The 24,269-nt window shown below is 35.6% G+C and carries 25 protein-coding genes; 13 read left to right on the top strand and 12 right to left on the bottom strand.

The window, feature by feature from the left end:
• Positions 1-223 precede the first annotated feature (223 nt).
• Positions 224-1,144, top strand: a complete 921-nt coding sequence (locus D612_RS0115995) for an accessory Sec system S-layer assembly protein (protein ID WP_017756505.1) — start codon at positions 224-226, stop codon at positions 1,142-1,144.
• A 109-nt stretch (positions 1,145-1,253) separates the two neighbouring features.
• On the opposite strand, the gene D612_RS19785 is transcribed toward D612_RS0115995, so the two are convergent.
• Both D612_RS19785 and D612_RS0116005 read right to left on the bottom strand, forming a co-directional pair.
• Complete coding sequence (locus tag D612_RS19785; RefSeq protein WP_017756506.1) at positions 1,254-1,421, bottom strand: hypothetical protein; 168 nt, start codon at positions 1,419-1,421, stop codon at positions 1,254-1,256.
• Positions 1,422-1,883: 462 nt separating this feature from the next.
• The gene (locus D612_RS0116005; protein WP_017756507.1) at positions 1,884-3,425 is read right to left on the bottom strand and encodes an SEC-C metal-binding domain-containing protein; all 1,542 of its coding nucleotides are present in this window, start codon (positions 3,423-3,425) and stop codon (positions 1,884-1,886) included.
• Between the two features lie 677 nt (positions 3,426-4,102).
• Here D612_RS0116005 and D612_RS0116015 point away from each other — a divergent pair.
• On the top strand, positions 4,103-4,321 hold the full coding sequence (locus tag D612_RS0116015) for a YgaP family membrane protein (protein ID WP_017756509.1): 219 nt from the start codon (positions 4,103-4,105) through the stop codon (positions 4,319-4,321).
• Positions 4,322-4,595: 274 nt separating this feature from the next.
• Here D612_RS0116015 and D612_RS20075 read toward each other — a convergent pair whose 3' ends face one another.
• Together D612_RS20075 and D612_RS20080 are read right to left on the bottom strand one after the other, a co-directional pair.
• The gene (locus tag D612_RS20075) at positions 4,596-4,991 is read right to left on the bottom strand and encodes a nucleotidyltransferase substrate binding protein (RefSeq protein ID WP_017756510.1); all 396 of its coding nucleotides are present in this window, start codon (positions 4,989-4,991) and stop codon (positions 4,596-4,598) included.
• 68 nt (positions 4,992-5,059) lie between these two features.
• Positions 5,060-5,329 (bottom strand): nucleotidyltransferase domain-containing protein, encoded by a 270-nt coding sequence (locus D612_RS20080; protein ID WP_017756511.1) that lies wholly within the window; start codon positions 5,327-5,329, stop codon positions 5,060-5,062.
• A gap of 1,057 nt (positions 5,330-6,386) precedes the next feature.
• Here D612_RS20080 and D612_RS0116025 point away from each other — a divergent pair.
• The 6 genes from D612_RS0116025 to D612_RS0116050 all read left to right on the top strand — a co-directional run bounded on the left by D612_RS0116025 (position 6,387) and on the right by D612_RS0116050 (position 11,021).
• Positions 6,387-6,842, top strand: a complete 456-nt coding sequence (locus D612_RS0116025) for an RrF2 family transcriptional regulator (protein WP_017756512.1) — start codon at positions 6,387-6,389, stop codon at positions 6,840-6,842.
• Complete coding sequence (locus tag D612_RS0116030) at positions 6,820-7,002, top strand: YezD family protein (RefSeq protein WP_017756513.1); 183 nt, start codon at positions 6,820-6,822, stop codon at positions 7,000-7,002. The genes D612_RS0116025 and D612_RS0116030 overlap by 23 nt, the downstream gene beginning before the upstream one ends.
• A gap of 137 nt (positions 7,003-7,139) precedes the next feature.
• Positions 7,140-8,180, top strand: a complete 1,041-nt coding sequence (locus D612_RS0116035) for a sulfate ABC transporter substrate-binding protein (protein ID WP_017756514.1) — start codon at positions 7,140-7,142, stop codon at positions 8,178-8,180.
• A 64-nt stretch (positions 8,181-8,244) separates the two neighbouring features.
• Positions 8,245-9,081, top strand: coding sequence for a sulfate ABC transporter permease subunit CysT (gene cysT / locus D612_RS0116040; RefSeq protein WP_017756515.1), 837 nt, complete (start codon positions 8,245-8,247; stop codon positions 9,079-9,081).
• 16 nt (positions 9,082-9,097) lie between these two features.
• A complete protein-coding gene (cysW, locus tag D612_RS0116045; protein WP_017756516.1) occupies positions 9,098-9,952 on the top strand; it encodes a sulfate ABC transporter permease subunit CysW in 855 nt (284 codons plus the stop codon).
• A gap of 40 nt (positions 9,953-9,992) precedes the next feature.
• Positions 9,993-11,021, top strand: a complete 1,029-nt coding sequence (locus D612_RS0116050) for a sulfate/molybdate ABC transporter ATP-binding protein (RefSeq protein WP_017756517.1) — start codon at positions 9,993-9,995, stop codon at positions 11,019-11,021.
• Positions 11,022-11,059: 38 nt separating this feature from the next.
• On the opposite strand, the gene D612_RS0116055 is transcribed toward D612_RS0116050, so the two are convergent.
• From D612_RS0116055 to D612_RS0116065, 3 genes are all read right to left on the bottom strand, one after another.
• The gene (locus D612_RS0116055) at positions 11,060-11,281 is read right to left on the bottom strand and encodes a hypothetical protein (protein ID WP_017756518.1); all 222 of its coding nucleotides are present in this window, start codon (positions 11,279-11,281) and stop codon (positions 11,060-11,062) included.
• A 206-nt stretch (positions 11,282-11,487) separates the two neighbouring features.
• Positions 11,488-11,634 (bottom strand): hypothetical protein, encoded by a 147-nt coding sequence (locus D612_RS19585; protein WP_017756519.1) that lies wholly within the window; start codon positions 11,632-11,634, stop codon positions 11,488-11,490.
• A 661-nt stretch (positions 11,635-12,295) separates the two neighbouring features.
• Positions 12,296-12,877 carry a sigma-70 family RNA polymerase sigma factor gene (locus D612_RS0116065; protein WP_017756520.1) on the bottom strand — a complete coding sequence of 194 codons (582 nt, stop codon included), beginning with the start codon at positions 12,875-12,877 and terminating at the stop codon, positions 12,296-12,298.
• Between the two features lie 281 nt (positions 12,878-13,158).
• Here D612_RS0116065 and D612_RS0116070 point away from each other — a divergent pair, with 281 nt between their 5' ends.
• The 3 genes from D612_RS0116070 (at position 13,159) to D612_RS0116080 (ending at position 15,088) form a co-directional block, all read left to right on the top strand.
• Positions 13,159-13,422 (top strand): helix-turn-helix domain-containing protein, encoded by a 264-nt coding sequence (locus D612_RS0116070; RefSeq protein ID WP_017756521.1) that lies wholly within the window; start codon positions 13,159-13,161, stop codon positions 13,420-13,422.
• 402 nt (positions 13,423-13,824) lie between these two features.
• Positions 13,825-14,307: a competence protein ComK gene (locus D612_RS0116075; protein WP_017756522.1), complete on the top strand. Its 483-nt coding sequence runs from the start codon at positions 13,825-13,827 to the stop codon at positions 14,305-14,307.
• 343 nt (positions 14,308-14,650) lie between these two features.
• A complete protein-coding gene (locus tag D612_RS0116080) occupies positions 14,651-15,088 on the top strand; it encodes a helix-turn-helix domain-containing protein (protein WP_017756523.1) in 438 nt (145 codons plus the stop codon).
• Positions 15,089-15,373: 285 nt separating this feature from the next.
• Here the strand turns inward: D612_RS0116080 and D612_RS18510 are convergent, their stop codons facing one another.
• Positions 15,374-16,444 (bottom strand): PDDEXK family nuclease, encoded by a 1,071-nt coding sequence (locus D612_RS18510; protein WP_017756524.1) that lies wholly within the window; start codon positions 16,442-16,444, stop codon positions 15,374-15,376.
• Positions 16,445-16,716: 272 nt separating this feature from the next.
• On the opposite strand from D612_RS18510, the gene D612_RS0116090 reads away from it, so the two are divergent.
• The gene (locus D612_RS0116090) at positions 16,717-17,385 is read left to right on the top strand and encodes a restriction endonuclease (protein ID WP_017756525.1); all 669 of its coding nucleotides are present in this window, start codon (positions 16,717-16,719) and stop codon (positions 17,383-17,385) included.
• A 248-nt stretch (positions 17,386-17,633) separates the two neighbouring features.
• On the opposite strand, the gene D612_RS0116095 is transcribed toward D612_RS0116090, so the two are convergent.
• Positions 17,634-18,224 (bottom strand): hypothetical protein, encoded by a 591-nt coding sequence (locus tag D612_RS0116095; RefSeq protein WP_017756526.1) that lies wholly within the window; start codon positions 18,222-18,224, stop codon positions 17,634-17,636.
• Between the two features lie 504 nt (positions 18,225-18,728).
• On the opposite strand from D612_RS0116095, the gene D612_RS0116105 reads away from it, so the two are divergent.
• Positions 18,729-20,093 (top strand): hypothetical protein, encoded by a 1,365-nt coding sequence (locus D612_RS0116105; RefSeq protein ID WP_026092549.1) that lies wholly within the window; start codon positions 18,729-18,731, stop codon positions 20,091-20,093.
• Positions 20,094-20,267: 174 nt separating this feature from the next.
• On the opposite strand, the gene D612_RS0116110 is transcribed toward D612_RS0116105, so the two are convergent.
• The 3 genes from D612_RS0116110 to D612_RS0116120 form a co-directional block, all read right to left on the bottom strand.
• Complete coding sequence (locus D612_RS0116110) at positions 20,268-21,413, bottom strand: DegT/DnrJ/EryC1/StrS family aminotransferase (protein WP_017756529.1); 1,146 nt, start codon at positions 21,411-21,413, stop codon at positions 20,268-20,270.
• 101 nt (positions 21,414-21,514) lie between these two features.
• Positions 21,515-22,333 (bottom strand): 3'(2'),5'-bisphosphate nucleotidase CysQ, encoded by an 819-nt coding sequence (cysQ, locus tag D612_RS0116115; protein WP_017756530.1) that lies wholly within the window; start codon positions 22,331-22,333, stop codon positions 21,515-21,517.
• 107 nt (positions 22,334-22,440) lie between these two features.
• A complete protein-coding gene (locus D612_RS0116120; protein ID WP_017756531.1) occupies positions 22,441-24,219 on the bottom strand; it encodes an SLC13 family permease in 1,779 nt (592 codons plus the stop codon).
• Between the last annotated feature and the right edge of the window lie 50 nt (positions 24,220-24,269).

The following is a 24,269-nucleotide window of genomic DNA, read 5'->3' on the forward strand; positions in this document are numbered from 1 at the left end:
CTATGAATGACTCGTGGCCATAAAAGGTATATCTTAATTAGAGGTTGATTATTAGCAATAGGACTTGCAGTCAACCTCTTTTATTTTTAAAATGAACAAGTAAGCAGTGACTTGTGCTTGCAAGAACTTTTTGCTCATACACGAAGCACCTAATGGCAAAATAAGCCTACATATTAAAAATTTACACTACATAGTAAAAAATAAATACAGGAGGGTATAACATATGCTATCTTTTTTCAAACGAAAAAAAGACACTGAAGACTATAAAAATACTGGCAGCGACAATTCCATTTCTGCAAAAGATTTAGTAAACGTTGAAGGCAGTGGCGAAGGAGATGAGAACGAAGAGGTCTATACGGAGCTATCCATTCATCCCGAATGGAACATTCCACAGGAACAGGAATATGTATTCCGTTTCCTTAACAACGAGCTTAGCCCTCTTAAACGCGATGAAGTCTCATTAAGCGGAATTGAAATTGAAAAAACAAAAAAAGAAGTCATTTGTACGGCATTTGTACGAAGTAGCATTAACCAAGCGATAGAAATTGGGACTGTAACGCTTATACTCATTGGAGAAAATGAGATTTACGGCCGTAAAGAGTTTGATTTCACAGAAATTGGACACCTTCCTGCTAATAGTAGCCGCCCATGGCAATTCGTATTCCAGCAACAAGATTTATACAAACCAATTGAGAAAATCGAGACAGAAACTTGGGGGCTGGCGTTCGATCTACAAAGCGAAAATCGCAACCATACCCTTGACCTAGCTGAAAGCTGGGAAAAATCGCTTGCCGACGAAGACAAGGAAAAGCTACGCAACATGGTAGCCTCGATGACGCCACCAAAGCCTGGTGAAGTCCAATTTGTCGGTCTACAATCAAAATTCCGTGAAGACGGAAAACTACAGGTATCTGTTTTGATTCAAAACGGCACAGATCAAAATATTAAACTGGAACAACTACCATTAGTCGTCGAGGATGCAAGCGGCGAAATCGTTGCCCAAGGCGGCTTTGTGCTCGAGGACTTACAAATAAAGCCAAACACAAGTAAACCGTGGAATTTCGTATTCCCAACCTCACTCTTCACAAAAGACAGAAGTGAAATCGATCTTACCACTTGGCGGGCCTACCCACCACAGGAGTAATTGTAAATTAATGGAGGGGTCAGGAACCTCTATGGACACCTCTATGGACACCGCCCTGGCACCTGGCAATATTTGCCTTAACAGCGGCGTACTAATAAATAAAACAGGATTAGGCCTGAACCTGATCCTGTTTGTTTTGTGTTTGTGTATCATTTGTATTGGATTGAACATCCCATTTATCACGCCATTTATTTCTTCGTTCCATCCGATTCCCTTTATATAAGTGCTTATACTTCTTCCAATGGACCTTCCACTTTTCACGTCTTTCTGATCTCATAACAATAAATACACCCCTTAATTAAGCATTATTTCATACTGAATAAGTTTCGCGGGGTGACCTGTCGAATCCTTTGACTTTTTTTGTCGTAAGGCTTATTAAATATCGGGAATTTCCGCTTTCATTCTTCTAGTTTCTTAGCTCTTTAAAAAAGCACTTATTAGAAGGGTACGACTTTTGACTTTCAAACTCGGACTTTTGATTTTCAAACTCGGACTTTTGATTTTCAAACTCGGACTTTTGACTTTCAAACTTAGACTTATGACCTCCGACTTTTTACGTTCGACTTTCGACCTTCGACCTCGGACTTTCAACTTTTAACTTTCAAACTTAGACTTATGACCTCCGACCTTCAAACTTAGACTTATGACCTCCGACCTTCAAACTTAGACTTTTGACTTTCTTAAGACATCAAAAAAGCGGCCCCGATCAAGTGGCCGCCTTTCCGTTTTATATGTTTACTTACACCTTTTCCAATACTAAATCTTGCAGCTCGTTCTCAAGTACGCTCGCCATTTCTCTTGAGCGACTGCTCACACTTGCCGGTGAAGCATCATAAAGCTCCGCTGCTTCCTTTTGTGTAAGCTTTTCCTCTGAAGGAACTTTATCAAGTACTAAATAATGAAGGGCTGCTGCATAGATTTTTTCATTTTTAATGGCAGGCTGTTTCTTATCACAGTAGCTTCTCCATAGCATGTAGCCCGCCTCAACGATATATTTTCCTACATCTACACGTTCCAGTTGTTCACCAAGTAAGCTTGCAACTGTTTTTTCTTGCTCATTATTCCACTCGATTTTATCGATCGCGTTAGTAGAAGTATTTTTCTTCTTTACAACACGTTTACTTTTAGAAGTTTGTTCTTTTTCGGCATCAACAGCTACAGCTACTTTCGGATTAGCTTTTGCTTTTGTACCTTTCGTGCTTTTTTCAGCTTTCGCATCAACTACTTTGCTTGCGCGGCTCGCTTTTGCATCGACTTTACTGGTACGACCTGCGCCAGATCCTTTTGCATCGACTTTACTGCTACGTTCTGCCCCAGCAACTTTCTCATCGGCTACTTTGCTTGTACGACCAGCCCCAGCGGCTTTCTCATCGGCTACTTTGCTTGTACGACCAGCCCCAGCGGCTTTTGCTCCTGTACCTTTTTCCCCAGCACTCGCACTAGTTTTCGAAGCTTTACCTCCACCTTTATTGGCAGGCTTCGCACCATCCACAACTGCCTTAGAACCATTGCCATTGATTACATCATCTGGCTCCTCATCAGACATGAACAATTCAAGCAAATCTAAAAAGCTTTCCTGCAAGAAGGATTCCGGTGTTTTCTCAGCCTTGCCGCCAGTCCGAGTATTCCCTTTCTTGCCTAAGTACTCTTCATATTTTTGTAAAACAACTTGTTCAATCTTATCCGCAACCTTCCCTTCAAATGACAGAGCAGAAGTGAAAAAGATTGAAATATCATCAACAAAAGGCACTATGTATCCTGATAAAAGTGCACCTTTTGCAGGAATTTCCGTTAATTTATCGATAATCTTAACCTTCTTCGTTTGCTTTGTAAAAATATCAGCAACCACTAGATTTCTATCATCGACCTCAACCACTTTTACTGCAGCTGGCGCTTGTCCAATCCAAGACTGAATAATAGCCTGAAGTCCTGGCCGCAAGTTCGACCCACCTGAGCCCTTTGGTCCTTTTCCATTTACAAATAACTCAACTGCTGTTTTCCCATTCGCAATTGTCTTCGTAAATAACGCCCAAATTCCGACAAAGAAGTAAAAAGTATTTCTCATATCTGTTTCGAGCTTGTACTTAGCAAAATTCTTCTGAACGGCTTGAGAAAAGGCAGAATATGAAAAAGCAAAGCGAAGGATCTCTGACTGCACATCTACAGTTTCCCGTTCCAAAACCGCTTGCTTGAGAGCATCACTTTCTTTCACTCCGCAGCATTTCTTATATTTTTTGCCGCTGCCACAAAGACAAGGCTCATTTCTTCCAATCGTTTGCATACAAAAAATGTCTCCCTTCAAAACAGACCAACATCCATGGACCTAATTCAAGATGTAGAAATTCTCAATTCTCAAAACGACAAATTAAACTGTTAAATATAGTATAACCTATTTTAGTGTAGGGTATTTTTCAAAATCAAGCAACGTTTTTCAGGTAATCTACCCTATAATTTTTCATTAAATTACCACATTTGACAATTTTTCATTTGATTAGAAAACTTCCCTATTATATACAATACCTCTATTATAGCGTTTTCATTCTTTTGATAAAAGGTTTTCTTTAACCGTTCCCCAAAAACCATCTTTTGCAATACTGACAAATACTTTTTCAAGATCGATTAAAAGCAACAAAATATCGTTTTCCTTGAAAAATATAATTTTATACTCGTCCACCAAATTTAATAAGGACAGTCTTTAACATGTTCCCATACATATTGAACGACAAAATAACTAACTCCCCTTTTGGAATTTCAAGTTTTTATCAATTTTTGTTTTTGTAAAAAAGTCCACATGATAACATTCGAAGGGAAGGACACAAACTTACTCATATGTGAATGCTCGTTAATGAATATAAATGTATGTTAAAAAAAGGAATTTTTACTATCATCGCGAATATTAATACCTTATAGGGTATTTAATAGAATGGGGATTTGTCCAGCAAAAGGGGGTGTTTTATAATGGAAATCTGTCCATCAAAAGGATCAATTATTCATTTGATTGCCGGCATATTTGTTTTGGGTAGCGTATTTCTAAGTATCTTTGTTCATAGTCATTGGATCTTTTTCACTGGGTTTGTCGGTTTTATGTTAATCCTCTCTTCCCTTACCGGTTTTTGTCCAATGGCTCTCATTTTAAAAGCAATTGGTGTAAAAGAAAACAAATGTTGTGCTAAATAAAAAATTTCTACCCTTCAAAATTTACAAATGAAAATCACGGCAGGTCAATATGTTCTTTTGATTAAAATTTTAGATCAATCTTTAGCCGTCGTTGAATGCTAAAAAGGAAAGTGGTACACACACTCTACAAGTGTACCACTTTCCTATATTTTCTGTAATTTTACATTTTCAACAAGTGACAGGCACCTCTATAAACGATATAGAAGTTTAGCAAGCTCTTTGTATATTTTAAATAATTGCATCCCGCTTCCTTAGATTAGAAGGTTTTCTCTATTTACCTAACAAGCTCTTTCAATTTGTTTACTAAAGAATCAAATATTGTTACATATTCATTTTTGATATTTTTATATATTTCTAATGCAGTTTCTTCGTCGTAAGTGTGAAATGTTCTGTTTCTGTCTTCTAACATTTTCAGCCATTTCTCTCCCTCAGTTATTAAGCCCACTTTAAATGCTTCTTTTATCACTGTCCTCGGACTATTTACTCCTAAATGACCATTAAATTCCAAGTGACTTTTCAACAGTTTCCATGAGAGCTCGTATGTGAATTCAAACCGTTGAATCGTTGCATCTATTACAAGATCATCCTTAATAGGATCTCTGTCTATACTTCGATGGAGTTTTTCTACAGCTCTTTCCAAATCAGCTAGCTTATCCAGTATTTTATTCATACTGACAATCACATTTCCATCCGAATTAGTCTGAAAAATTATCTTTCCTTCTGTATTAACATAATTCTTTAGCTTGTTATTAGAATTTTTTCATAATCAATAGCGTCAAATGTGGAGATAATATTTAATTGAGAAAGATCATCAATTATTTTATACAATTGGTCATTGCCTTTTCTAAATTTGATCGCAAGATCAATGTCTGAGGTCATTTTATAATCTCCTCTTGCTCTCGAACCAAATAAGGTTACACATTCGATTATTTCTGCATATCGCTCTAAAACATTGATAATCTTATAGAAAACTACTTTGCCAAGACCATACATTCCTTCTTTTCTCAATCATTATCACCACACAATTCATTTATTAGATACTATTATTTTATACTAGTTTCATATGAAATAATCAATGTACGATGAATTTTACAACAATTAAATTGTTTTTCTTTCTTTACCGCCGTTCGGCCTATAGCACATTCTAACTATATTTGTGCTTGTAACATTGTATCAGGAAAAATTTCTTTGCATTGACTTATTTCTAGTCGAATTTGGCCAAATCTAGGATCGGATTCGGCGCAAACAAACGGACTCCAGATCCGTTATTTGTTCAAAACCCTATGCTACAGCTATTTTGCCGGACACCAGGTCCGTTATTTGATGAAAAATATACATAAACAGCTCTTAGAAACGCAAATAGCGGAACGTGTGTCTGTTAAATTCAAAATACAAGCCTTTTTCGCTAGATAACGGATCTCCTGTCCGATAATTTTCAAATACCCATTGAATAGGATCTTTTTAATTCTTTTACGTGACCAACAGGGCACCTCGCCCTTCCCATTTTGAGAGCAAATCTAGGATCGGATTCGGCGCAAACAAACGGACTCCAGATCCGTTATTTGTTCAAAACCCTATGCTACAGCTATTTTACCGGACACCAGGTCCGCTATTTAATGAAAAATATACAAAAACAGCTCTTAGAAACGCAAATAGCGGAACGTGTGTCCGTTTGATATAGCCATAGGAAAACTGTAAATTTTTTGAGCAATAAGTCACTTTCAGCATTATTATCAAATACTTTTGACACACAAAAAACATCAAATAACTATTGAAATTTTCAGACATAATACTATAATAAAAATCAGTAAGTGCCATGATTAATTTTAGTGATTTATCTTTTTTTATGCAAATGTCGACTGAATTACTCAACAATTACACTGCTCCAATTGACGTGTTCAAGCTTATTCTTTACATGCTTATTCTTTACAAGCTTATACTTTAATTACTATTTTGACTTGATCAGCTTAATAATGTGTTGTCTATCAAATATCCTTTAAATATATACTATTTAATTATAACTAAATGTCGACCAGATCACTCGACATTTAAGCGAGGTGCAAAAATGAAAGTATCTAGTAAAGGTGAATACGCCTTACGTGCACTACTAGTATTAGGGCAGCAACAAGGGAAAGTAATTCCTATCCAGGAAATATCTGAAAAGACTCTTGTTACGACACAATATCTCGAACAAATATTACTTCAACTAAAAAAACTTGGCTATGTCGAAAGCAAAAGAGGATTGATGGGAGGCTACTTATTACAAAAAAACACAAATGAAATTATTATAGGAGAGGTAATTCGAAGTCTGGAAGGTCCATTATCACCAATGGGATGCGCTTCAGTAACAAAGTATGAGCCATGTGTATTGGAAGAAGGGTGTCAATTAAAACCTTTATGGTCTTTAATACGAGATACAATCGCTTATATTCTAGAACGAACAACACTTGAGGATTTACTACAAAATAACATCAAATTAAATGTAGGGGATGATTTAGTTGTTATCAAAAACTCAAATTGATAATGAGATTATTGAAAAAATAATCAGCGACTTGGAAAGTCTAAAATTTGGAACTATCCAAATCACAGTTCATGACTATCAAATTACACAAATCGAAAAAATTGAGAAACATCGTTTTCAATTACAAAAGACTCAGGACTCGAAAAAACATGCTAATTAATTTGAATAACCACAAATCAATACAATGCCGATCGGACACCCGAAGGCCCCTTTAGATTCCATTGTACTCATATGTACAGATGTCTATAGGGGCTTTTTATATTTTAGTTGCAAATTCAAAATGGGAGAGATTAATAAATGCTAAAAAAAACTCTAACTGCCTTAATAATACTGACCTTTCTTATTGGAATTGCGGGATGTGCTAATCAAAGTACGAAGGTAGATAAAAAAAATAATCCTTCAAAAAACGCAGTCGAGATATTGAACGTTTCATATGACCCAACAAGGGAATTTTACGAGGAGTTTAACAAAAGTTTTTCAGAATATTGGGAAGCAAAAACAGGTCAGAACGTAACAATTAAGCAATCACATGGTGGTTCAGGAAAACAGTCACGCTCTGTTATAGATGGTCTTGAAGCTGATATCGTGACGTTGGCACTTGCCTATGATATTAGCGCCATTGCTAAAGCAGGAAAACTATCAGAAAACTGGCAAAAAAGGCTAGAATACAATAGTTCGCCATATACATCTACAATAGTTTTTCTCGTTCGAAAAGGAAATCCGAAAGATATTCGGGATTGGAATGATCTGGTTAAAGAGGATATATCAGTCATAACTCCGAACCCTAAAACTTCTGGTGGAGCAAGATGGAACTATTTAGCAGCTTGGGGTTATGCTTTAAAGAAATATGGTAATGATGAACAAAAGGCTGAGAAATTTGTCACTAGCCTATTTCAGAATGTACCTGTGCTTGATTCCGGAGCCCGTGGAGCAACAACTACCTTTGTCGAAAGAGGCATAGGAGATGTATTAATTACTTGGGAAAACGAAGCTTTTCTTGCATTAAATAAGATTGGTAAGGATAATTTTGAAATTATTATTCCTTCTATAAGTATATTGGCAGAGCCACCTGTCACCATAGTGGATGAAATTGTGAAAAAACATGGCACCGAAGAAGTTGCAAATGCATATATTAATTATTTATACACTAAAGAAGGGCAAGAAATTGCCGCGAGAAATTACTATCGACCACAATTAAAAGAAGTCGCTGACAAATATGCAAATCAGTTTCCAGATATCAACTTATTTACGATTGATGAACTTTTCGGTGGTTGGGAAAATGCACAAAAGATTCATTTTGATGACGGTGGGCTTTTTGATAAAATTTACAAACCGTAGTTTATTCAAGAAATATTTAAAGTTTTACAGTCTTTTTGTAAAAACGGAATAAGGAGAACACCCTATGATTCATAAAAAAATTCAGCGCCATATTTTACCTGGTTTTGGTCTATCCCTTGGCTATACAGTTGTTTATTTAACTCTAATTGTATTAATTCCAATTTCACTCTTATTTTTAAAAGCTTCAGCAATGAGTTTGGAAGACTTTTTGACTACAGTTACTGACCCAAGAGTTGTAGCTTCCTATAAATTAAGTTTCTACACTTCTTTTATTGCTGCTCTTGTAAATGTTCTATTTGGTACATTAATTGCTTGGGTCTTAGTGAGATATGAGTTTACCGGAAAAAAGTATGTTGATGCGATGGTTGACCTGCCATTTGCGCTACCAACCGCAGTAGCTGGTATTGCTCTAACAAATATCTATTCTCCGAATGGCTGGATTGGGCATTTTTTTGATCAAGTGGGTGTGAAAATTGCGTATACGCCCATTGGCATTATGATTGCATTAACATTTATCGGACTTCCTTTCGTTGTTCGTTCTGTCCAGCCTGTATTACAAGATATTGATTTTCAGTACGAGGAGGCTGCGGCTTCACTTGGCGCCAATTCAACTCAAATTTTTTTGAAAATTATATTGCCCACCATCTTCCCTGCTATTCTAACCGGTTTTGCCCTTGCTTTTGCTAGGGGTCTCGGGGAATACGGCTCAGTCGTTTTTATATCCGGTAATATGCCAATGAAAACAGAGATAGTTCCACTCCTAATTATTACGAAACTAGAGCAATTTAACTATACAGAAGCAATAGCTATTGCTACAGTAATGCTTTTGTTTTCGTTTGCAATATTCTTTTTAATCAATGTTTGGCAGTCAAACACTATTAAAAAACAAAAGGCACTTTGAAAGGTTATTGATAAATATGATCAATAAAGAAAATAACAAAAGTATAAATAAGGAATATTTACATTTTCATCATGAGCAATTAACAAAAGTAGGATTGATCGGAATAGCTCTTAGTTTTTTAGGATTACTTATTTTAGTACCTTTACTTGCAATTTTCGCGGAAGCTTTTAGAGAAGGTTACCGAGTCTATTTTTCATCATTAGTAGAGCCGGATGCAGTAGCAGCAATTAAGTTAACTTTATTAACATCATTAATAGTTGTAACGCTAAATACAGTTTTTGGTATTCTAGCAGCATGGTCAATAGCAAAATTTGATTTTAAGGGTAAAAACATACTAGTCACTCTTATTGACATTCCTTTTGCTGTTTCACCAGTTATTTCTGGTCTTGTTTTTATTTTATTATTCGGTTCCCAAGGCGTATTTGGATCATTTTTAGAATCTAGGGAAATTCAAATTATATTTTCCACTCCTGGAATTATTTTAGCAACAATCTTTGTAACTTTTCCATTCGTTGTAAGAGAATTGCTTCCCCTAATGCAAGAACAAGGGATAGAAGAAGAACAGGCAGCGCTCTCGTTAGGAGCAAACAGTTGGCAAATGTTTTATCATATTACTTTACCAAACATTAAATGGGGACTACTTTACGGAATTATTCTTTGTAATGCTAGAGCAATGGGTGAATTTGGTGCTGTTTCTGTAGTTTCAGGGCATATAAGAGGGTTAACTAATACGATTCCTCTCCATGTAGAAATTTTATATAACGAGTATAATTTTGCTGCAGCATTTTCAGTTGCTTCCCTACTCGTATTTTTGGCACTTATAACATTATTAATAAAGACCATTGCGGAATGGAAATCAAGGAGAATATAAATTTATTCATATTCGAGCAAATAGGTATTGGGGGATTAACATGGGTGTATCAATTAAAGATGTAACTAAGTTATTTGGAAAATATCCAGCAGTTAAAGATATAAATTTAAATATTCAAGCAGGCGATTTTGTTGCCCTATTGGGGCCTTCTGGTTCAGGAAAAACAACCCTTCTACGATTAATTGCAGGACTAGAAAATGTAGATTCAGGTAAAATCCTTTTTAATAACATTGATTATACAAATAAAACTGTGAAGGAACGTAAAGTTGGGTTTGTTTTTCAACATTATGCACTATTTAAACACATGACTGTTTTTGAAAATGTATCATTCGGCATAAAAGTTAAGTCCCGAAATTTGCGACCTACAAAAAATGAAATGAAAGAAAGGGTTTTTGACCTATTAAAGCTTGTACAACTAGAACATCTTGCTGATCGATATCCTTCTCAACTTTCTGGTGGGCAACAACAAAGAATTGCTCTTGCAAGGGCACTTGCTGTTGAACCAGATATACTCCTTCTTGACGAGCCATTTGGTGCCCTCGATGCAAAAGTACGCCAAGAATTAAGGCATTGGTTAAGGGATATTCACCAAAAATTTAATATAACTACCGTTTTTGTAACCCACGATCAAGAGGAGGCTCTTGAAATGGCTGATACAATTGTCGTGATGAACAATGGTAAAATAGAACAAACTGGGACTCCAGAAGAAGTCTATCAATACCCAAAAAATTCTTTCGTTTATAGCTTCCTCGGAAGAACAAATACCTTCAAAAATAATTCATTAGAATTCGGAAAAGGTGATTCAAATAATCAGGTTACTGAATATATACGTCCACATGAAATAAAGTTAAATAAGTCATTATTAAAAGATTCCTGGGTTCCATCCCAAGTGAGCCGTCTTCAAAAAATAGGAGCAATTATTAGAATTGAATTAATTCGCTTGGATACTGATGAGCTTTATGAAGTAGAGATGAGTAACGAGCAATTTCGAGAATTAGGAGCTTTGGAGAAAAGTGATATAGTGTTTGCAGATTTTAGTAATATTATGGTATTTGAAAATCAACATTAATTTAAGTGGTTACAACCAGGAGTATAAAATTAAATTATTCAAACCATTATATGGGAAGGATTAGTAGCGCTTCTTCTTGCAGCCTCTACTGTTAGGGTATGGTTGCCAAAAATATTTAGTTTTCCGAGAACCACCCTTTTGCTTGTGACGGCGTAGGGTGGTTTCTTGATTTCTACTACGTTTTTCCGAAAGAAATAGATGCTTGTTTCACGCAATATCTCTTTCAGATTTTCTCGTAAAAATTCATGAAACATCTCCATGATTATCACCCCTTTCCTAAAACAGAAAGAAGAGCAACAACGAAACCACCCTCACAATATTCAGCTACCTCTTTATTTTACCACACTATGAAAACCCCTTATCTCCACATTATTAGACAAATTTCAACAGTGACAGGCACCTAAAACTAGTACACTATAGTACGTTATTTTGGCAATACTTGTGTTACAGAAATTTTCGAGGATAGCTACCTTGTTATTCCCGCAAAATCCTCTGTAAGCAACTTTTGCGATAGACACCAGGATTCCGCTATTTTGGCAATATCATCTGCTGAGGCATCTTTTGCAACGGACTCCAAATCCGTTATTTTGCTTAGATCCTCTGCTGCTGCCATTTTCGCGGACTCCAGATCCGTTATTTGTCCAAAACTCTATGCTACAGCTATTTTGCCGGACACCAGGTCCGTTATTTGATGAAAAATATACATAAACAGCTCTTAGAAACGCAAATAGCGGAACGTGTGTCCGTTAAATTCAAAATACAAGCCTTTTTCGCTAGATAACGGATCTCCTGTCCGATAATTTTCAAATACCCATTGAATAGGATCTTTTTAATTCTTTTACGTGACCAACAGGGCACCTCGCCCTTCCCATTTTGAGAGCAAATCTAGGATCGGATTCGGCGCAAACAAACGGACTCCAGATCCGTTATTAGTCCAAAACCCTAAGCTACAGCTATTTTACCGGACACCAGGTCCGTTATTTGATGAAAAATATACATAAACAGCTCTTAGAAACGCAAATAGCGGAACGTGTGTCCGTTAAATTCAAAATACAAACCTTTCACGCTAGATAACGGATCTCCTGTCCGATAATTTTCACATAATCATTGAATTGGACGTTTTAGAAGGAATTTGGCGATATACTAACAGATTATTTGGTTGCAGATTTGAAATGGCGGTTGACTGTAAGAGGAATTTTTAGCATCTGAAAATTTATATGCAATTCAACTTCTAAGTCCCCAGCTAAAATCCCACTAAACCGAAAACGGTCAACCTATTTTTCTATAAAACTCCGAGAATATTTCCTTCGCAATTTCTGCAAGGCATCCCGGCGCCATACCTTCACATGGCTTACAGGGACACCTTCAAGCTCCGCAATCTCCTTTGGCTTTTTATTTTCGATAATCCCGTAAATAACCCACTTTCGCTGATTAGCAGTTAACCCATGGCAATACGATAAAACGATTTCCCTTTCTAACATCTGACTCGGGCTAGGATCGGCCACAACCTCAAGCATTTCATCACTTAATTCCGCTTGATGCTCGGCATGACGATTCTCTTTTTTGATGTGAGTGAGCAGCTTCCCTCTAACGGTCGCTTGTGCAAACGGTGGGAATGGTCCTTTCTCTGGATTATACCGGCAATAGGCTTCCCATAAACCGATTAAACCGATTTGAAAAAATTCATCGTGATTTTTATAAATCCGAAGCGCACTTATTTGCTTCTTAACGAGCGGCTCAAATTGCTGCAACACCTCTTCGAATGACTGATTTTGATACGGCAAGAAATGGTCCTTTCCAAAATGCGCACTTTCGTGAATTCCGCGGTACCTATACTGTAGTCGGACAATTTCCATTCGTCATTCCGGTAAACTTTGAGTATGTGGCTATTGAATAAGGCCAAACTTGAAGTTCAACTTAGGTAAACTTAAAGTTTAACGACTCTCGAACAACTTGTTTATCAATTTTTTATATAAATAAAAATTTTTATAGAAATAAAAAATAACATCCACTTCATATCTAACCTGTTCAAAATAAATTCCTTATTTTTACCAGTTTCTTACATTTTTAGTGTCTTAACACTTGGTCATCTCCTTGCAAATGGATAAATAATGATCTTAAAAGGAGTAACCACTAGATGGATAAGAGTCTGGAAAGAAAAATAATTTCAGAAATTATTGGCAAACACATTAGACTTGCCAGAACTGTTAAACATAATCTGACACTCGAAAATACAACCGAGTTAACAGATCTTGACTACAACAATTTGGCCAAAATCGAACGTGGAGAGCAGCTTCCATCTGTTCCAACGCTAGTAAAGCTATACGAAACCCTTGGCATCAGTTTTGATGAAATTTTTGACGAAATCATAAAAGCATTAGCTGAAATGAGGAAATCATAATAAGTATTCCTACAAGTTCGTTGTTTCCCGCTTGAACTTTCCGATTCGATATTTACTTCTTACTCCGTTTTATGCTGTTTCCTACTGGAAGTCCGATTCGATATTTACTTCCTACTGGAAGTCCGATTCGATATTTACTTCCTACTCCGTTTTATGCCGTTTTCCGCTTGAACTCTCCGATTCGATATTTACTTCTTACTCCGATTCATGCTGTTTCCCGCTGGAAGTCCAATTCGATATTTACTTCCTACTCCATTTCGTGCTGTTTCCCGCTTGAATTCTCCGATTCGATATTTACTTCCAACTCCGTTTAGTGCTGCTTCCGCTTTTTCCCATGATTGTTTGCGATTTGTTATCCGCGTTTTTTTTAAATCCCCAGCTGTAAAGGAGTGCAATTCCGAAATGAAAGTTGTAGTGGAAGATTATGAAGTGAATAAAAATACAATGGCGTTACTTTCAGCAGCAAACATTGACTTCGCCACGATTGTTATGGAACAACACCGAATGCTTTACGTAAAAAAACCGCCGCTCAAGCTCATTCAAACAGCCTGTTTAGACGGCGGCGCCACCTATGAAGGTAGACGAAAAGCAATGTGCTATCATACCGGTGCAAAACAAAAAGTCCCCATTCCAATCAATCCCCGTGATCATATCTTTGCGTTTCCGACGCTGTCACCAGAAGCCTTTAACTGCAATTGGATTTTCTACAACCACGTAAAGTCCATTCAATCCGTTCCATCCACACATGAACAGCCAGCCCAATCGATCATTACTTTCCAAAATAATCAACAAGTTACATTACCCGAATCCGTTTACACATTAGAAAAACAAATGCAGCGAACCGCAATATGTATTTTATTGTTTAACCCCCCGGCGTTTACATAATATTCTCATCTTCGTATTGTTGAACAACAGCGATCTCCCGTTTTATGCGAATACTCCCCGAAAGGTCGGTTAAGGAAATGAATATTTGATATAAGTCATAAGAAAATGACCCCATTTCAATCAAATAACGGAATCCGCGTTCGTAAGATTTAAAATACAAACATACAAGCCTGTTTTATCGATTACCGGATCTCCTGTCCGCTTATTATCACATAATCATCGAATTGGTTTTCTTAACTTGTCCTTCAGCAACTTGCGCCACGAGGTGATTATGAACTAACTTTTTCACAGTTAAAGGAACCCATAACCAATACTTGATAACAATAGTAAAGGGTGTTAAAGAATGATTAAAACTGAAAGTGCCTATCGCGAAGCCGTTGAAAGATTAAAGCAAGATCAAGAATTTATTAAACAGCAAAAATTAAAGTTTACTGAAATGGGTTTAGATTCTGATCATATTGAATTTGCACTTCAACCCTATATTTCGTTTCACGAACAATTAAAAGAAGAAGTTGAATATTACGAACAAATCAAAAGGGGGGAATTCGAGCCTATTATCAATCTAAATACGATAGGAAAAACACTTATTGCCTACCGCATATATTCCGGAATGAGCCAACAGCAATTAGCGGAAAAACTACAAGTTAGTCCTTCTCAAGTATCAAGAGATGAAAAAAATGAATATTATGGTGCAACGATAGAAAGAATCAGGGACGTAATGGAAGCGTTAGGTATGGTTTCTATAACTCGAATAGACCCTCAAGGTATAGTGTCCGCTTAAATAACAATAAAATATTTAACTCGTTAAGAAAAAAGACAAGTAGTTTGCCGTGTCTGGCAAACTATGCACATCACATGCAGGCGCCAATGGCGTCTGTATTAATAAATTCCTTTAAACATAAAATTTCGACTAAATGTTGCTTCAAATGGATTTCAGTTACACCAGTCTAAAAATTATGTCTTTTAATATTAAAAGGCTGCAAAAAGAAATTATCTGTTAACAGCTTCAGATCTATATTTACATCATTAAACACAGACTTAAAAAGTAATAAATAGTGTACTAAATTTAAACTCTATACTTCAATCTAATAATTTCATCTTTCTCATCATTTATGCTGTATATTGTAATATCCGAAAAATATTGTTCTTTAATATTTAACGCTTCCCTAGTATTTTTAAATATTAATTCCCTTAACACTTCTGGTAAGGTAACCCATAATTTATAATCATCCCTGCCATAAGGCGTAATTTGGAGTTCGAGTAAATTATTATCAGGGTAAGACTCGTTAATATTTATTTGATGAGTTGGATTATTTATTGCAAAATCCCTAAATTTTTTAGGGTCATCCGATTTTAAAACTAGTAAAAATGGTCCGTTTGCCATTCCAACAAAAAGTTCATTATATTTTTTAATAACATCTATCATTTCTTCAAAAATACCCTCAAATGCTGTACTATTAAACAGACTAAGATTGATATAGGGTCTAGACACTTCTTCTGGCAAAATATTAAATTTTGATCTTAAATAATGTCTGATAGTTCTTACAAAATTACTCCTTGTTGTATAACCGCGACTACCGTCTTCCATTTCTTCACTACTAGCAGCAAATTCATCATCCTCTTGAAAACTACTTATAATTCTGGTTGCGGTATCTTTAATTACTTCCCTTAATGAATAAAATTCACTACCACTTAAATCTATTAAAGAAATCTGGTGTGCAGTCGCCATATCAACTGCATTTTTGCTGAACCCTGATGTCGAAAAGATTGCATAATTATAACTGTATCTCTTAACAGGCAATCCTGACCTTTGATCCTTTAAATAGTTCTGATTTAAATCATCAGTTATTCCTACTGCATTTCTAACGACATCAATTCCTGTTTTTGCTTGTCTAAATTTCGCTTCTACAAAAATTCTGATTGGATATGTAAAAGCTGGAATCCATAATAATTGCCCTAATACATCTGCTTGATGCTCACCACCTCTCCCTTTAACTACAAGACCATTTCCACGGTTTTTCAATTCGGTTGGATCTTGACTTTCGTGGACAAGAAGCTTATAGCCAGTATTTCTTATCAAAAATGCTAAAGCTTCCTCTAATAAATATCCCATTAAAGATTCTTTAGAGATTCTCATATTGATATCAGCTTCTATCAGAAGGAAATTATAGGAATATTCTAAACGATAACCATTTGCTAGTTACTAAATATTTCGATAATTTTATGTCCTAAGATTAACATTTTTAATTTAATAGTTAGCACAGTATAGCCGGATTTTAGTATTTGTTATTAAAAATCCCTTTATTTTTTGTAATATAAAGGAAATTTATGTTGATTTGTATAATACATAGTAATAATTGAATTAATTCACAACATAGATAAGTAGTAAATCTCTGAAGGAGAAATAAAATGAATAAAACAAACCGTAAAAATCTAGCAAGCTTAGTTTCGGGATTATTTGCAATTATATGCCTTTATTTATTTTTTATTGTTTTTAAAAGTACCAACTATTTCATATTTTTTGGAATTATTTTGTGTACAGCAATAATAAATGAATTAGTAAATCGTTTATTACCTAAGAAGAAACGTAATACTCTCTCAACAAAGAAAATCGCAACAAAGCAACAATCAGCAACCAACACATATTCGACTTCTAATTTATTACGTTCAGATGAGGAAATATTAAAAATTCCACTTCAAGAGCTTTCGTGGCGGGAATTCGAACGGTTGTGCTACCTTTATTTCAAGACTAGAGGTTATAAACCAAAAGAAACATCAGAAGGAAAAGATGGTGGTGTTGACTTAATCTTATTTGATCGTCATCATGACGCAAACATTGCCGTACAAATAAAGCATTATATTAATTCTTCTAATCAAATAACTGTTAAAGAAATTAGAGAACTAAACTCATCCAAGCGAAACCATAACTGTATGCTAGCAATGTTCATTACTAACTCGACATACACCAATGATGCTTTGCAACAAGCAGATAAATTTAAAATAGATTGTAAGGATATAAACTGGGTTGAAAACCATATTTTAAAATGGCAGCAAAAGGAAGCGAAAAAGAGGACATAGAGCCACCATAAAATGCCAATCCATAAAGGAATACTTAGTAATACACCTCATCGCACATGTAACAAAGTGGTCTCTTTTAGTTGGAACTTTTTTAAGAATGTCTCCCTATGTGAAGGGCATCCCCACCTCATATGTATTCGAGCAATATTCTTTCTTCCGGTTAATCCAAGATCACCATTTGGTCCGCCGATGCCAAAGAACTAGGACAAGTAGGATTTAAAATGGGACAGTGAACCTGTCCCACCTGATTACGATGCCAACCTATATATTACTGGCTGCAAGCTATTAATCTTTACTTCTTTTATGTTGTTTGCAGAAATTTCTTGGATACTCCCATCTGATAAATTCCAATATTCAAAAGACTTCGTAGAACTTGGGAGTGATTTTTCTGCATAAAAATTACACATCACTTTCATAATTCCGAAATCCGTCCCAATGTTATTGCTTTCCCCATATGATATTATGATAAAGCGATCACTACCTACATCATATAAATAATGAAATCTTATTGAAATTTTATCGTAATAGCAACCCGGCGTTTCAACTACTAATTTATTTTGACCGCGAATAAAATTTTGATAAAATCTTTCATAGGTATATGAGATAGTAAGAAAGTTCTCCAAAAACTTAGCAGTCAACGCATACTTGTACTCTTTATTTAAATAATTAATTATAGGTGTCTCCGATCGGCTAACAAACGCTTGACTAATTACATTTTCAGTAGCACTAATAGCCATACCAAAATTCTTTCGCTGTTTTAATGACAATCGTGATTCCTTTCCGTAATACACTTGATAGAAAGGATAAAAAGAACTCATTGGTTTTGTTTTTTTCGACATAATTTTCCCCCTCTATTTTTATTTTTTTGAAGGAATCGGGGGATTTGTATCGAATATTCTATAATGGATACATATAAAATAGGGATACAATAATCCCGAATCCTGTAAAGCTCATTGTTTCTGCCAAAACAATGGGCTTTTTAATTTGGTGTTGAACGACGATGTCCACGGACCTTGACTTTCTTATTGCCAACTGTTTTCGTGTGCGACTTAACAGGCACAATCTTCTTGCCTTCTTTCGTTTTAGCCATTCTCTCACCTCCAAACCCTAACTTTACTAGAGGTAAAATATTCCTATTACTCTAGCAATCTTATTATATTCTGAATTTTCCGTTCAGTCAACTTTCACAAAATAGCGTGACATAATATTATTTTCATTATCATCTAATAAAAACGGTTATCTATTAAATAACTAGACAATAACTGTTTATTTATTTTATATTAAAAGTAGTGTGACATTATTTTTATTGAAATAATTTAACTGACTGGTAGCGAGGGAATTGTATGAGTGAACATATAACAAGTGAAGACTATTGTGTGAGAATACTCAATGAGAACGGCCCCATATTGGGAAGTCATCTAAGTAAACAATTGCAAAACGAATTAAAAATAAGTCCCGTAAATGCTCGAAAAATTATCCAGCGTGCAACAAATAAAGGAATTATTCTGTCAACTAAACCCGTATCATTTCGCCATGGACAATTTTTATATTATTTACCCCACCAAAATATTTCAGAAGTATTAACTAACGTATTGAAGCAACAACGTAAAGGTTTAAGTCGCGTATTTTCAAGTCTACTTCATAATAATGGAGTGATTTTACGGGATGAAGCAATTAAAATTGCTGCTAGTATTACAAATAGTGACTTTTTCCCAAAAAATCAAAGCCTAGATAAAACATTAGATGACCTTAAGCAATTACATGTCATTAGCAATGTAGTAACTTATAATCATGTATCTTTTATAAAAGCATCGACAAGATTTTTAAATAATATGGATATTGGATTTGCACATTACCGCCGACATATAATAAACCGGCTTTTTACAATAGACGCAGTCCATTGGTTAGAACAAATGAATCTTCTCTCTTGGAATCAAACTCAAGTTTTTGATACCACTCAAAAGCGGGTTGATTTCAATGGTCATTTGTGGGATGTTGTTGGCTTTACCTATTTATATGGGCATTATGAAACCAAGTTTGAAAATACTGAACTAACTAAAATTCCTTCATTTGTTTTTATTGAAGCAATATTTCATCGGCAGACATATTTGGAAGATGTTATGGGGTTTATGACAAGAATTGAAATGCAAAGTGCGAGGATGAAAAATTTCAAAACAGGTTCACGAATTACTCCGATTTTGTTGTATATTTATTTGAATAAAGAGGCTTTTGAATTCTGTAAAGCAAATGGAATTATGATGATCAACAGTAGGGGGTGGCTTGGGGAATTCGCTCCTGATTTATTCGAATTTCTTTCACACCCAAAAAACGATGACGTTGTAAATACATGTGATTATTATATTCAGCGACTATTAGATCGTGGCTTTGATAAAAGTCATTTAATGCATGAATTACTTGTTATAAAACATTTAAATCCACTTATTGCAAAGGGATGGAAAAGCCAACGACACGTTCATTACGAGTATGATAATATTCTATATTATTTTGACTGGGTTATGTATGACTCTAAAAATACTCCTTATATATGTACTGTAATATTTAAAGATGCTTTAGTAGAGCAAAAAATTAAGAGTTTCGTTGCTAATGAATATCAAACATTTAAGAAGGTTTTTAAAGCTTATTTTAACTCAGATCAGGAGGTCAAGTTGATGATATTTGATGAGGATGGAAAAATACATGAGGAGTAAATGGAAAAAATGAAGTACACTACATCGAAAATACAGCAAATTTTATAGGGAGCCGGGTTGACCCAGCTCCCATTGCCACTATCCGCAGACCTGAAGTAGTCGTTTTCAGTTCAAAACTATTTTCATTCATAAAAAATGATTACTTCTTTATCCTAATGTTAAAACAGGCTGTATTTATTTCATCATCAATTTTCTTATACACTCAATAACCCGCTCTTGCTCGTCTATCGTCATATTTGTCCCAGAAGGCAAACAAACCCCATATTCAAATAAACGGTCAGATACGCTTTCGTCACCGCTATGAGGATAATAGGAGCAGCCCTCAAACACCGGCTGCAAATGCAATGGTTTCCATACTGGTCTTGCTTCAATATTTTCAGCAGCCAAAGCATCAATCATATCATCCCTACTAAAGCCACATTTCTCTGGGTCGATGGTTAAAGTTGTTAACCAGCGTGTTGATCGACCATAGCTAGGTTCTGGCATGAAGTCAAAACCTTTTACATTTTTAAAAGCTTCAACATATCGTTCAAATATTTCTCGTTTCACTCTTACCCGCTCGTCCAGTACTTTTAACTGACCGCGACCAATACCAGCTACCACATTACTCATGCGATAGTTATAGCCAATTTCACTATGCTGATAATGCCTTGCCTGATCACGAGCCTGTGTAGCCCAAAATCTTGCCTTTTTCAACGCTTCAACATCATCAGAAACAAGCATACCACCACCAGACGTCGTAATAATTTTATTACCATTAAATGAATAAATCCCATATTTCCCGAACGTACCACTTGCTTTGCCTTTATATGTAGCACCTAATGATTCTGCTGCATCTTCTATAACTGGAACGCCATATCGGTCACAAATCTCGATAACTTTATCCATATCTGCACTCTGCCCATATAAATTAACAACAATTACAGCCTTAGGCAGTTTCTCCTCGTTCGCTGCATCTACGAACGCTTGCTCCAATGCATCAGGAGACATATTCCAAGACTCAGGCTCCGAATCAATAAAAACTGGCTCTGCTCCTTGATATAAAATTGGATTTGCACTTGCGATAAATGTTAGGCTAGAACAAAACACACGATCTCCCTGTCCGACATTTAACAATCGTAGCGCTAAATGGATTGCGGCTGTCCCGGAACTAAGCGCTGCTCCACCTTTAGAACCAACAAATTCTGCAAGTTCCTGTTCAAATGCATTTACATTCGGACCCAGTGGTGCAATCCAATTCGTATCAAATGCTTCTTGTATATATTTCAATTCATCTCCACCCATGTGAGGGGAAGAAAGATAAATTCTATTTTCTGTCATATCGATACCATACTCCTATTTATAAGATTAATTACTCTATATTAGAAAAACATCAATAGAAAGGGACCATGCTAAAGTCATAGACTAGTATATTTACTTATTTATTCTATAAAACCTTCTCTTCTTACGATAAACCAAGGGTTTAATAAGTTCTCTTTATTATAATTCAATCTATCCCTAGTTTCTGTATGGACTACTGTACCACCTGCTTGTTCAACGATTGCTTGACCAGCTGCAGTATCCCATTCCATGGTTGGTGCAAAACGAGGATATACATCAGCCTTTCCTTCAGCTACCAAACAAAGCTTTAATGAGCTACCTGCAGATTTAATCGATACCTCTCCAAATTTCGATCTAACTTTATTAATATAGTCTTCTGTTTCCTTCGACATATGCGAGCGGCTAGCAACAGCTGAAATTTGTTCGTTTTTCATAGCAGGTAATTTAATAGCAACTTTTAAGATTTCCGCTTCACTAGTCAAATTACTTTTCATAGCATTATTTATTTTAAAAGAACCTATGCCTTCTTTGCCAAAATAAACAATATCTAAAATCGGCGCATAAATAACCCCTAACACTGGTGCTCCATTATGTATAAGAGCGATGTTAACGGTAAATTCACCATTCCTTTTAATAAACTCTTTTGTCCCATCTAATGGATCGACAAGCCAAAAATACTCCCATTTCCTGCGGTCTTCATAGCTAATATGCTTGCCTTCTTCACTAAGAATAGGGATACCATCAAACCGACTTAACAATCCTTTTACTATCGTTTCATGCGATTGTTTATCTGCAAGTGTTAGTGGAGATTGATCTTCTTTACTTTCAACTTCAAATTCTGTTTCATATATATCTAAAATCTTTTCACCAGCATCCATTGCAATTTTAATAACGTCAACTATATTGATCTTATCTAGCAAAAGAAATCTTCCTTCCCTATCAATAATTTTAAAATTATTATAACACACCTTCATAATGAAAAAGAGCAAACCCATTTAACGAGCTTGCTCAAGAAATCAGCTAGAATTTAAAGCCAAACCATATATACAATCGACACCGCTACAACCATACATAGGAGATTTAACGGAATCCCTACTTTCATGTAATCCTTGAAATGGTAACCCCCTGGTCCATATACTATTAGATTCGTTTGATAGCCTATCGGGGTTGCAAATGCTGCAGAAGCAGCAATCGTGACAAGAACAATTACAGACATTGGGTTAATACTTAATTGATTTGCCATTTCTACCCCAATTGGGAACATCATGACAGCTGTTGCTGTATTAGACATAATTTCAGTAAAAATATTTGTAATCAAATAAATAATAAGTAATACAAAAAACAATCCTAGAGGCTCAGTAAACGAAACAAGACCATTGGCAATCCAAGCAGCTGTCCCTGTATTTAATAAAGCTGCACCGATTCCAAATGAACTTGCAATCAAAAGCAACACATTAAATTGAATCGACTGTTTTGCTTCTTCTGGCGATACGATTCGTAGTAACAATAATATAATTGTCGCCAGTGCCATCGCTTTAAACATCGATAAAACATTAAAAGTTACGAATATAATCATTACTAGCATTGTAATTAATGCAATTAACGCACCTTTAGTATTATCTTCAACAGTTTTAGGCGTTTCTAATGGAGTTACGACATAAAAATCATTATAATGATCGCGTTCTAGAAAATCTGAACCAGTTAATAGCAACAATGTATCTCCAGGTTTTAATACGATCTCGCCAATTTTACTTTTTACACGTTCATGATTACGGTGCACGGCAATAATAGCTGCATCATATCTGCCCCTAAATTGTGTATCTCTAATTTTCTTATATACTAGTGGTGATTGATCAGATACAACTACTTCGACAAGCTGCGAATTCCCATTTTTCAATGTTTCAAGTGTTAAATCCGTACCGGTTTCAATCGCCAAGCCTTTTCTTTGTTGAAGTTCAGCTATTGTTGATAATAACCCGGCAAAGATTAGGCGGTCTCCGGCTTCTATTTTTGTCGTTGATTTAACAGGTGAAAACTTCATATCGTCTCGAATAATCGCGACAAGAAATAGGCCTTCTAAGTGGCGAAGCCCTGCTTCCCCAACTGATTTGTTAATAAATGGATAGTCGCTTCCAACGACAAACTCACACATATAATCTCGGGTTTGTTCCTTTAATTTTTCAGTTGGTGATACTTTATGATTCGGTAATACTTTATGACCAATTGTTAAAAGATAGAGGATACCAATAATTGTAATTGGTATACCAACAACAGCCAGTTCAAACATTGAAAATCCTTTCATGCCATAATCAAGCATTAAACCATGAACGACTAAATTTGTAGATGTGCCAATTAATGTGATCGTCCCACCTAGAACTGTGACATACGAAAGAGGTATGAGGAATTTAGATGGTGATAAGCCATTGTCAACGCACCACTTTCGAAGCAATGGAGTAAATGCCACAACAATTGGTGTATTATTTAAAAATCCAGACAGACCTGATACTGGAACTAATATTTTAAACAATGACATTTTTTCCGATTTCCCAGAGCCAAGAATTTTTCGTATCGCACTTTCGACAACACCACTCTTTTGAATAACACCGGCAATAATAAAGAGAAGGGCAACAGTTAACATCCCTTCGTTTGAGAAACCTCTCAGCGCTTCCTCAGGTGTTAAAATACCAAAGAGTAAAAAGATCGTGACTGTTCCGAATACAATCATATCAGGACGGGCAACCTCAAAAGCTAACCCCGCCATCATCAATATGATCATAACTAGTACAAATATCATTTCGAATGACATAAGAATGTCTTCCTTTCAAACCTAACTTTATAAAAAGCTAGATATAAATT

Origin of the sequence: Calidifontibacillus oryziterrae, assembly GCF_000331575.1 — a bacterium.
GTDB classification, from domain to species: Bacteria; Bacillota; Bacilli; order Bacillales; family Bacillaceae_J; genus Calidifontibacillus_A; species Calidifontibacillus_A oryziterrae.

Coding starts and splice junctions, on each gene's coding strand:
- D612_RS0116105 (WP_026092549.1), top strand. CDS start 18,729: ATGAGTGAACATATAACAAGTGAAGACTATTGTGTGAGAATACTCAAT.
- cysT (WP_017756515.1), top strand. CDS start 8,245: ATGATTCATAAAAAAATTCAGCGCCATATTTTACCTGGTTTTGGTCTA.
- D612_RS0116055 (WP_017756518.1), bottom strand. CDS start 11,281: ATGGAGATGTTTCATGAATTTTTACGAGAAAATCTGAAAGAGATATTG.
- D612_RS0116005 (WP_017756507.1), bottom strand. CDS start 3,425: ATGCAAACGATTGGAAGAAATGAGCCTTGTCTTTGTGGCAGCGGCAAA.
- D612_RS0116075 (WP_017756522.1), top strand. CDS start 13,825: ATGAAAGTTGTAGTGGAAGATTATGAAGTGAATAAAAATACAATGGCG.
- cysW (WP_017756516.1), top strand. CDS start 9,098: ATGATCAATAAAGAAAATAACAAAAGTATAAATAAGGAATATTTACAT.
- D612_RS0116070 (WP_017756521.1), top strand. CDS start 13,159: ATGGATAAGAGTCTGGAAAGAAAAATAATTTCAGAAATTATTGGCAAA.
- D612_RS18510 (WP_017756524.1), bottom strand. CDS start 16,444: ATGAGAATCTCTAAAGAATCTTTAATGGGATATTTATTAGAGGAAGCT.
- D612_RS0115995 (WP_017756505.1), top strand. CDS start 224: ATGCTATCTTTTTTCAAACGAAAAAAAGACACTGAAGACTATAAAAAT.
- D612_RS0116080 (WP_017756523.1), top strand. CDS start 14,651: ATGATTAAAACTGAAAGTGCCTATCGCGAAGCCGTTGAAAGATTAAAG.
- D612_RS0116050 (WP_017756517.1), top strand. CDS start 9,993: ATGGGTGTATCAATTAAAGATGTAACTAAGTTATTTGGAAAATATCCA.
- D612_RS0116065 (WP_017756520.1), bottom strand. CDS start 12,877: ATGGAAATTGTCCGACTACAGTATAGGTACCGCGGAATTCACGAAAGT.
- D612_RS20075 (WP_017756510.1), bottom strand. CDS start 4,991: ATGAATAAAATACTGGATAAGCTAGCTGATTTGGAAAGAGCTGTAGAA.
- D612_RS0116120 (WP_017756531.1), bottom strand. CDS start 24,219: ATGTCATTCGAAATGATATTTGTACTAGTTATGATCATATTGATGATG.
- D612_RS0116110 (WP_017756529.1), bottom strand. CDS start 21,413: ATGACAGAAAATAGAATTTATCTTTCTTCCCCTCACATGGGTGGAGAT.
- D612_RS0116015 (WP_017756509.1), top strand. CDS start 4,103: ATGGAAATCTGTCCATCAAAAGGATCAATTATTCATTTGATTGCCGGC.
- D612_RS0116095 (WP_017756526.1), bottom strand. CDS start 18,224: ATGTCGAAAAAAACAAAACCAATGAGTTCTTTTTATCCTTTCTATCAA.
- D612_RS0116025 (WP_017756512.1), top strand. CDS start 6,387: ATGAAAGTATCTAGTAAAGGTGAATACGCCTTACGTGCACTACTAGTA.
- D612_RS0116035 (WP_017756514.1), top strand. CDS start 7,140: ATGCTAAAAAAAACTCTAACTGCCTTAATAATACTGACCTTTCTTATT.
- D612_RS0116090 (WP_017756525.1), top strand. CDS start 16,717: ATGAATAAAACAAACCGTAAAAATCTAGCAAGCTTAGTTTCGGGATTA.
- D612_RS19785 (WP_017756506.1), bottom strand. CDS start 1,421: ATGAGATCAGAAAGACGTGAAAAGTGGAAGGTCCATTGGAAGAAGTAT.
- D612_RS19585 (WP_017756519.1), bottom strand. CDS start 11,634: ATGGCAGCAGCAGAGGATCTAAGCAAAATAACGGATTTGGAGTCCGTT.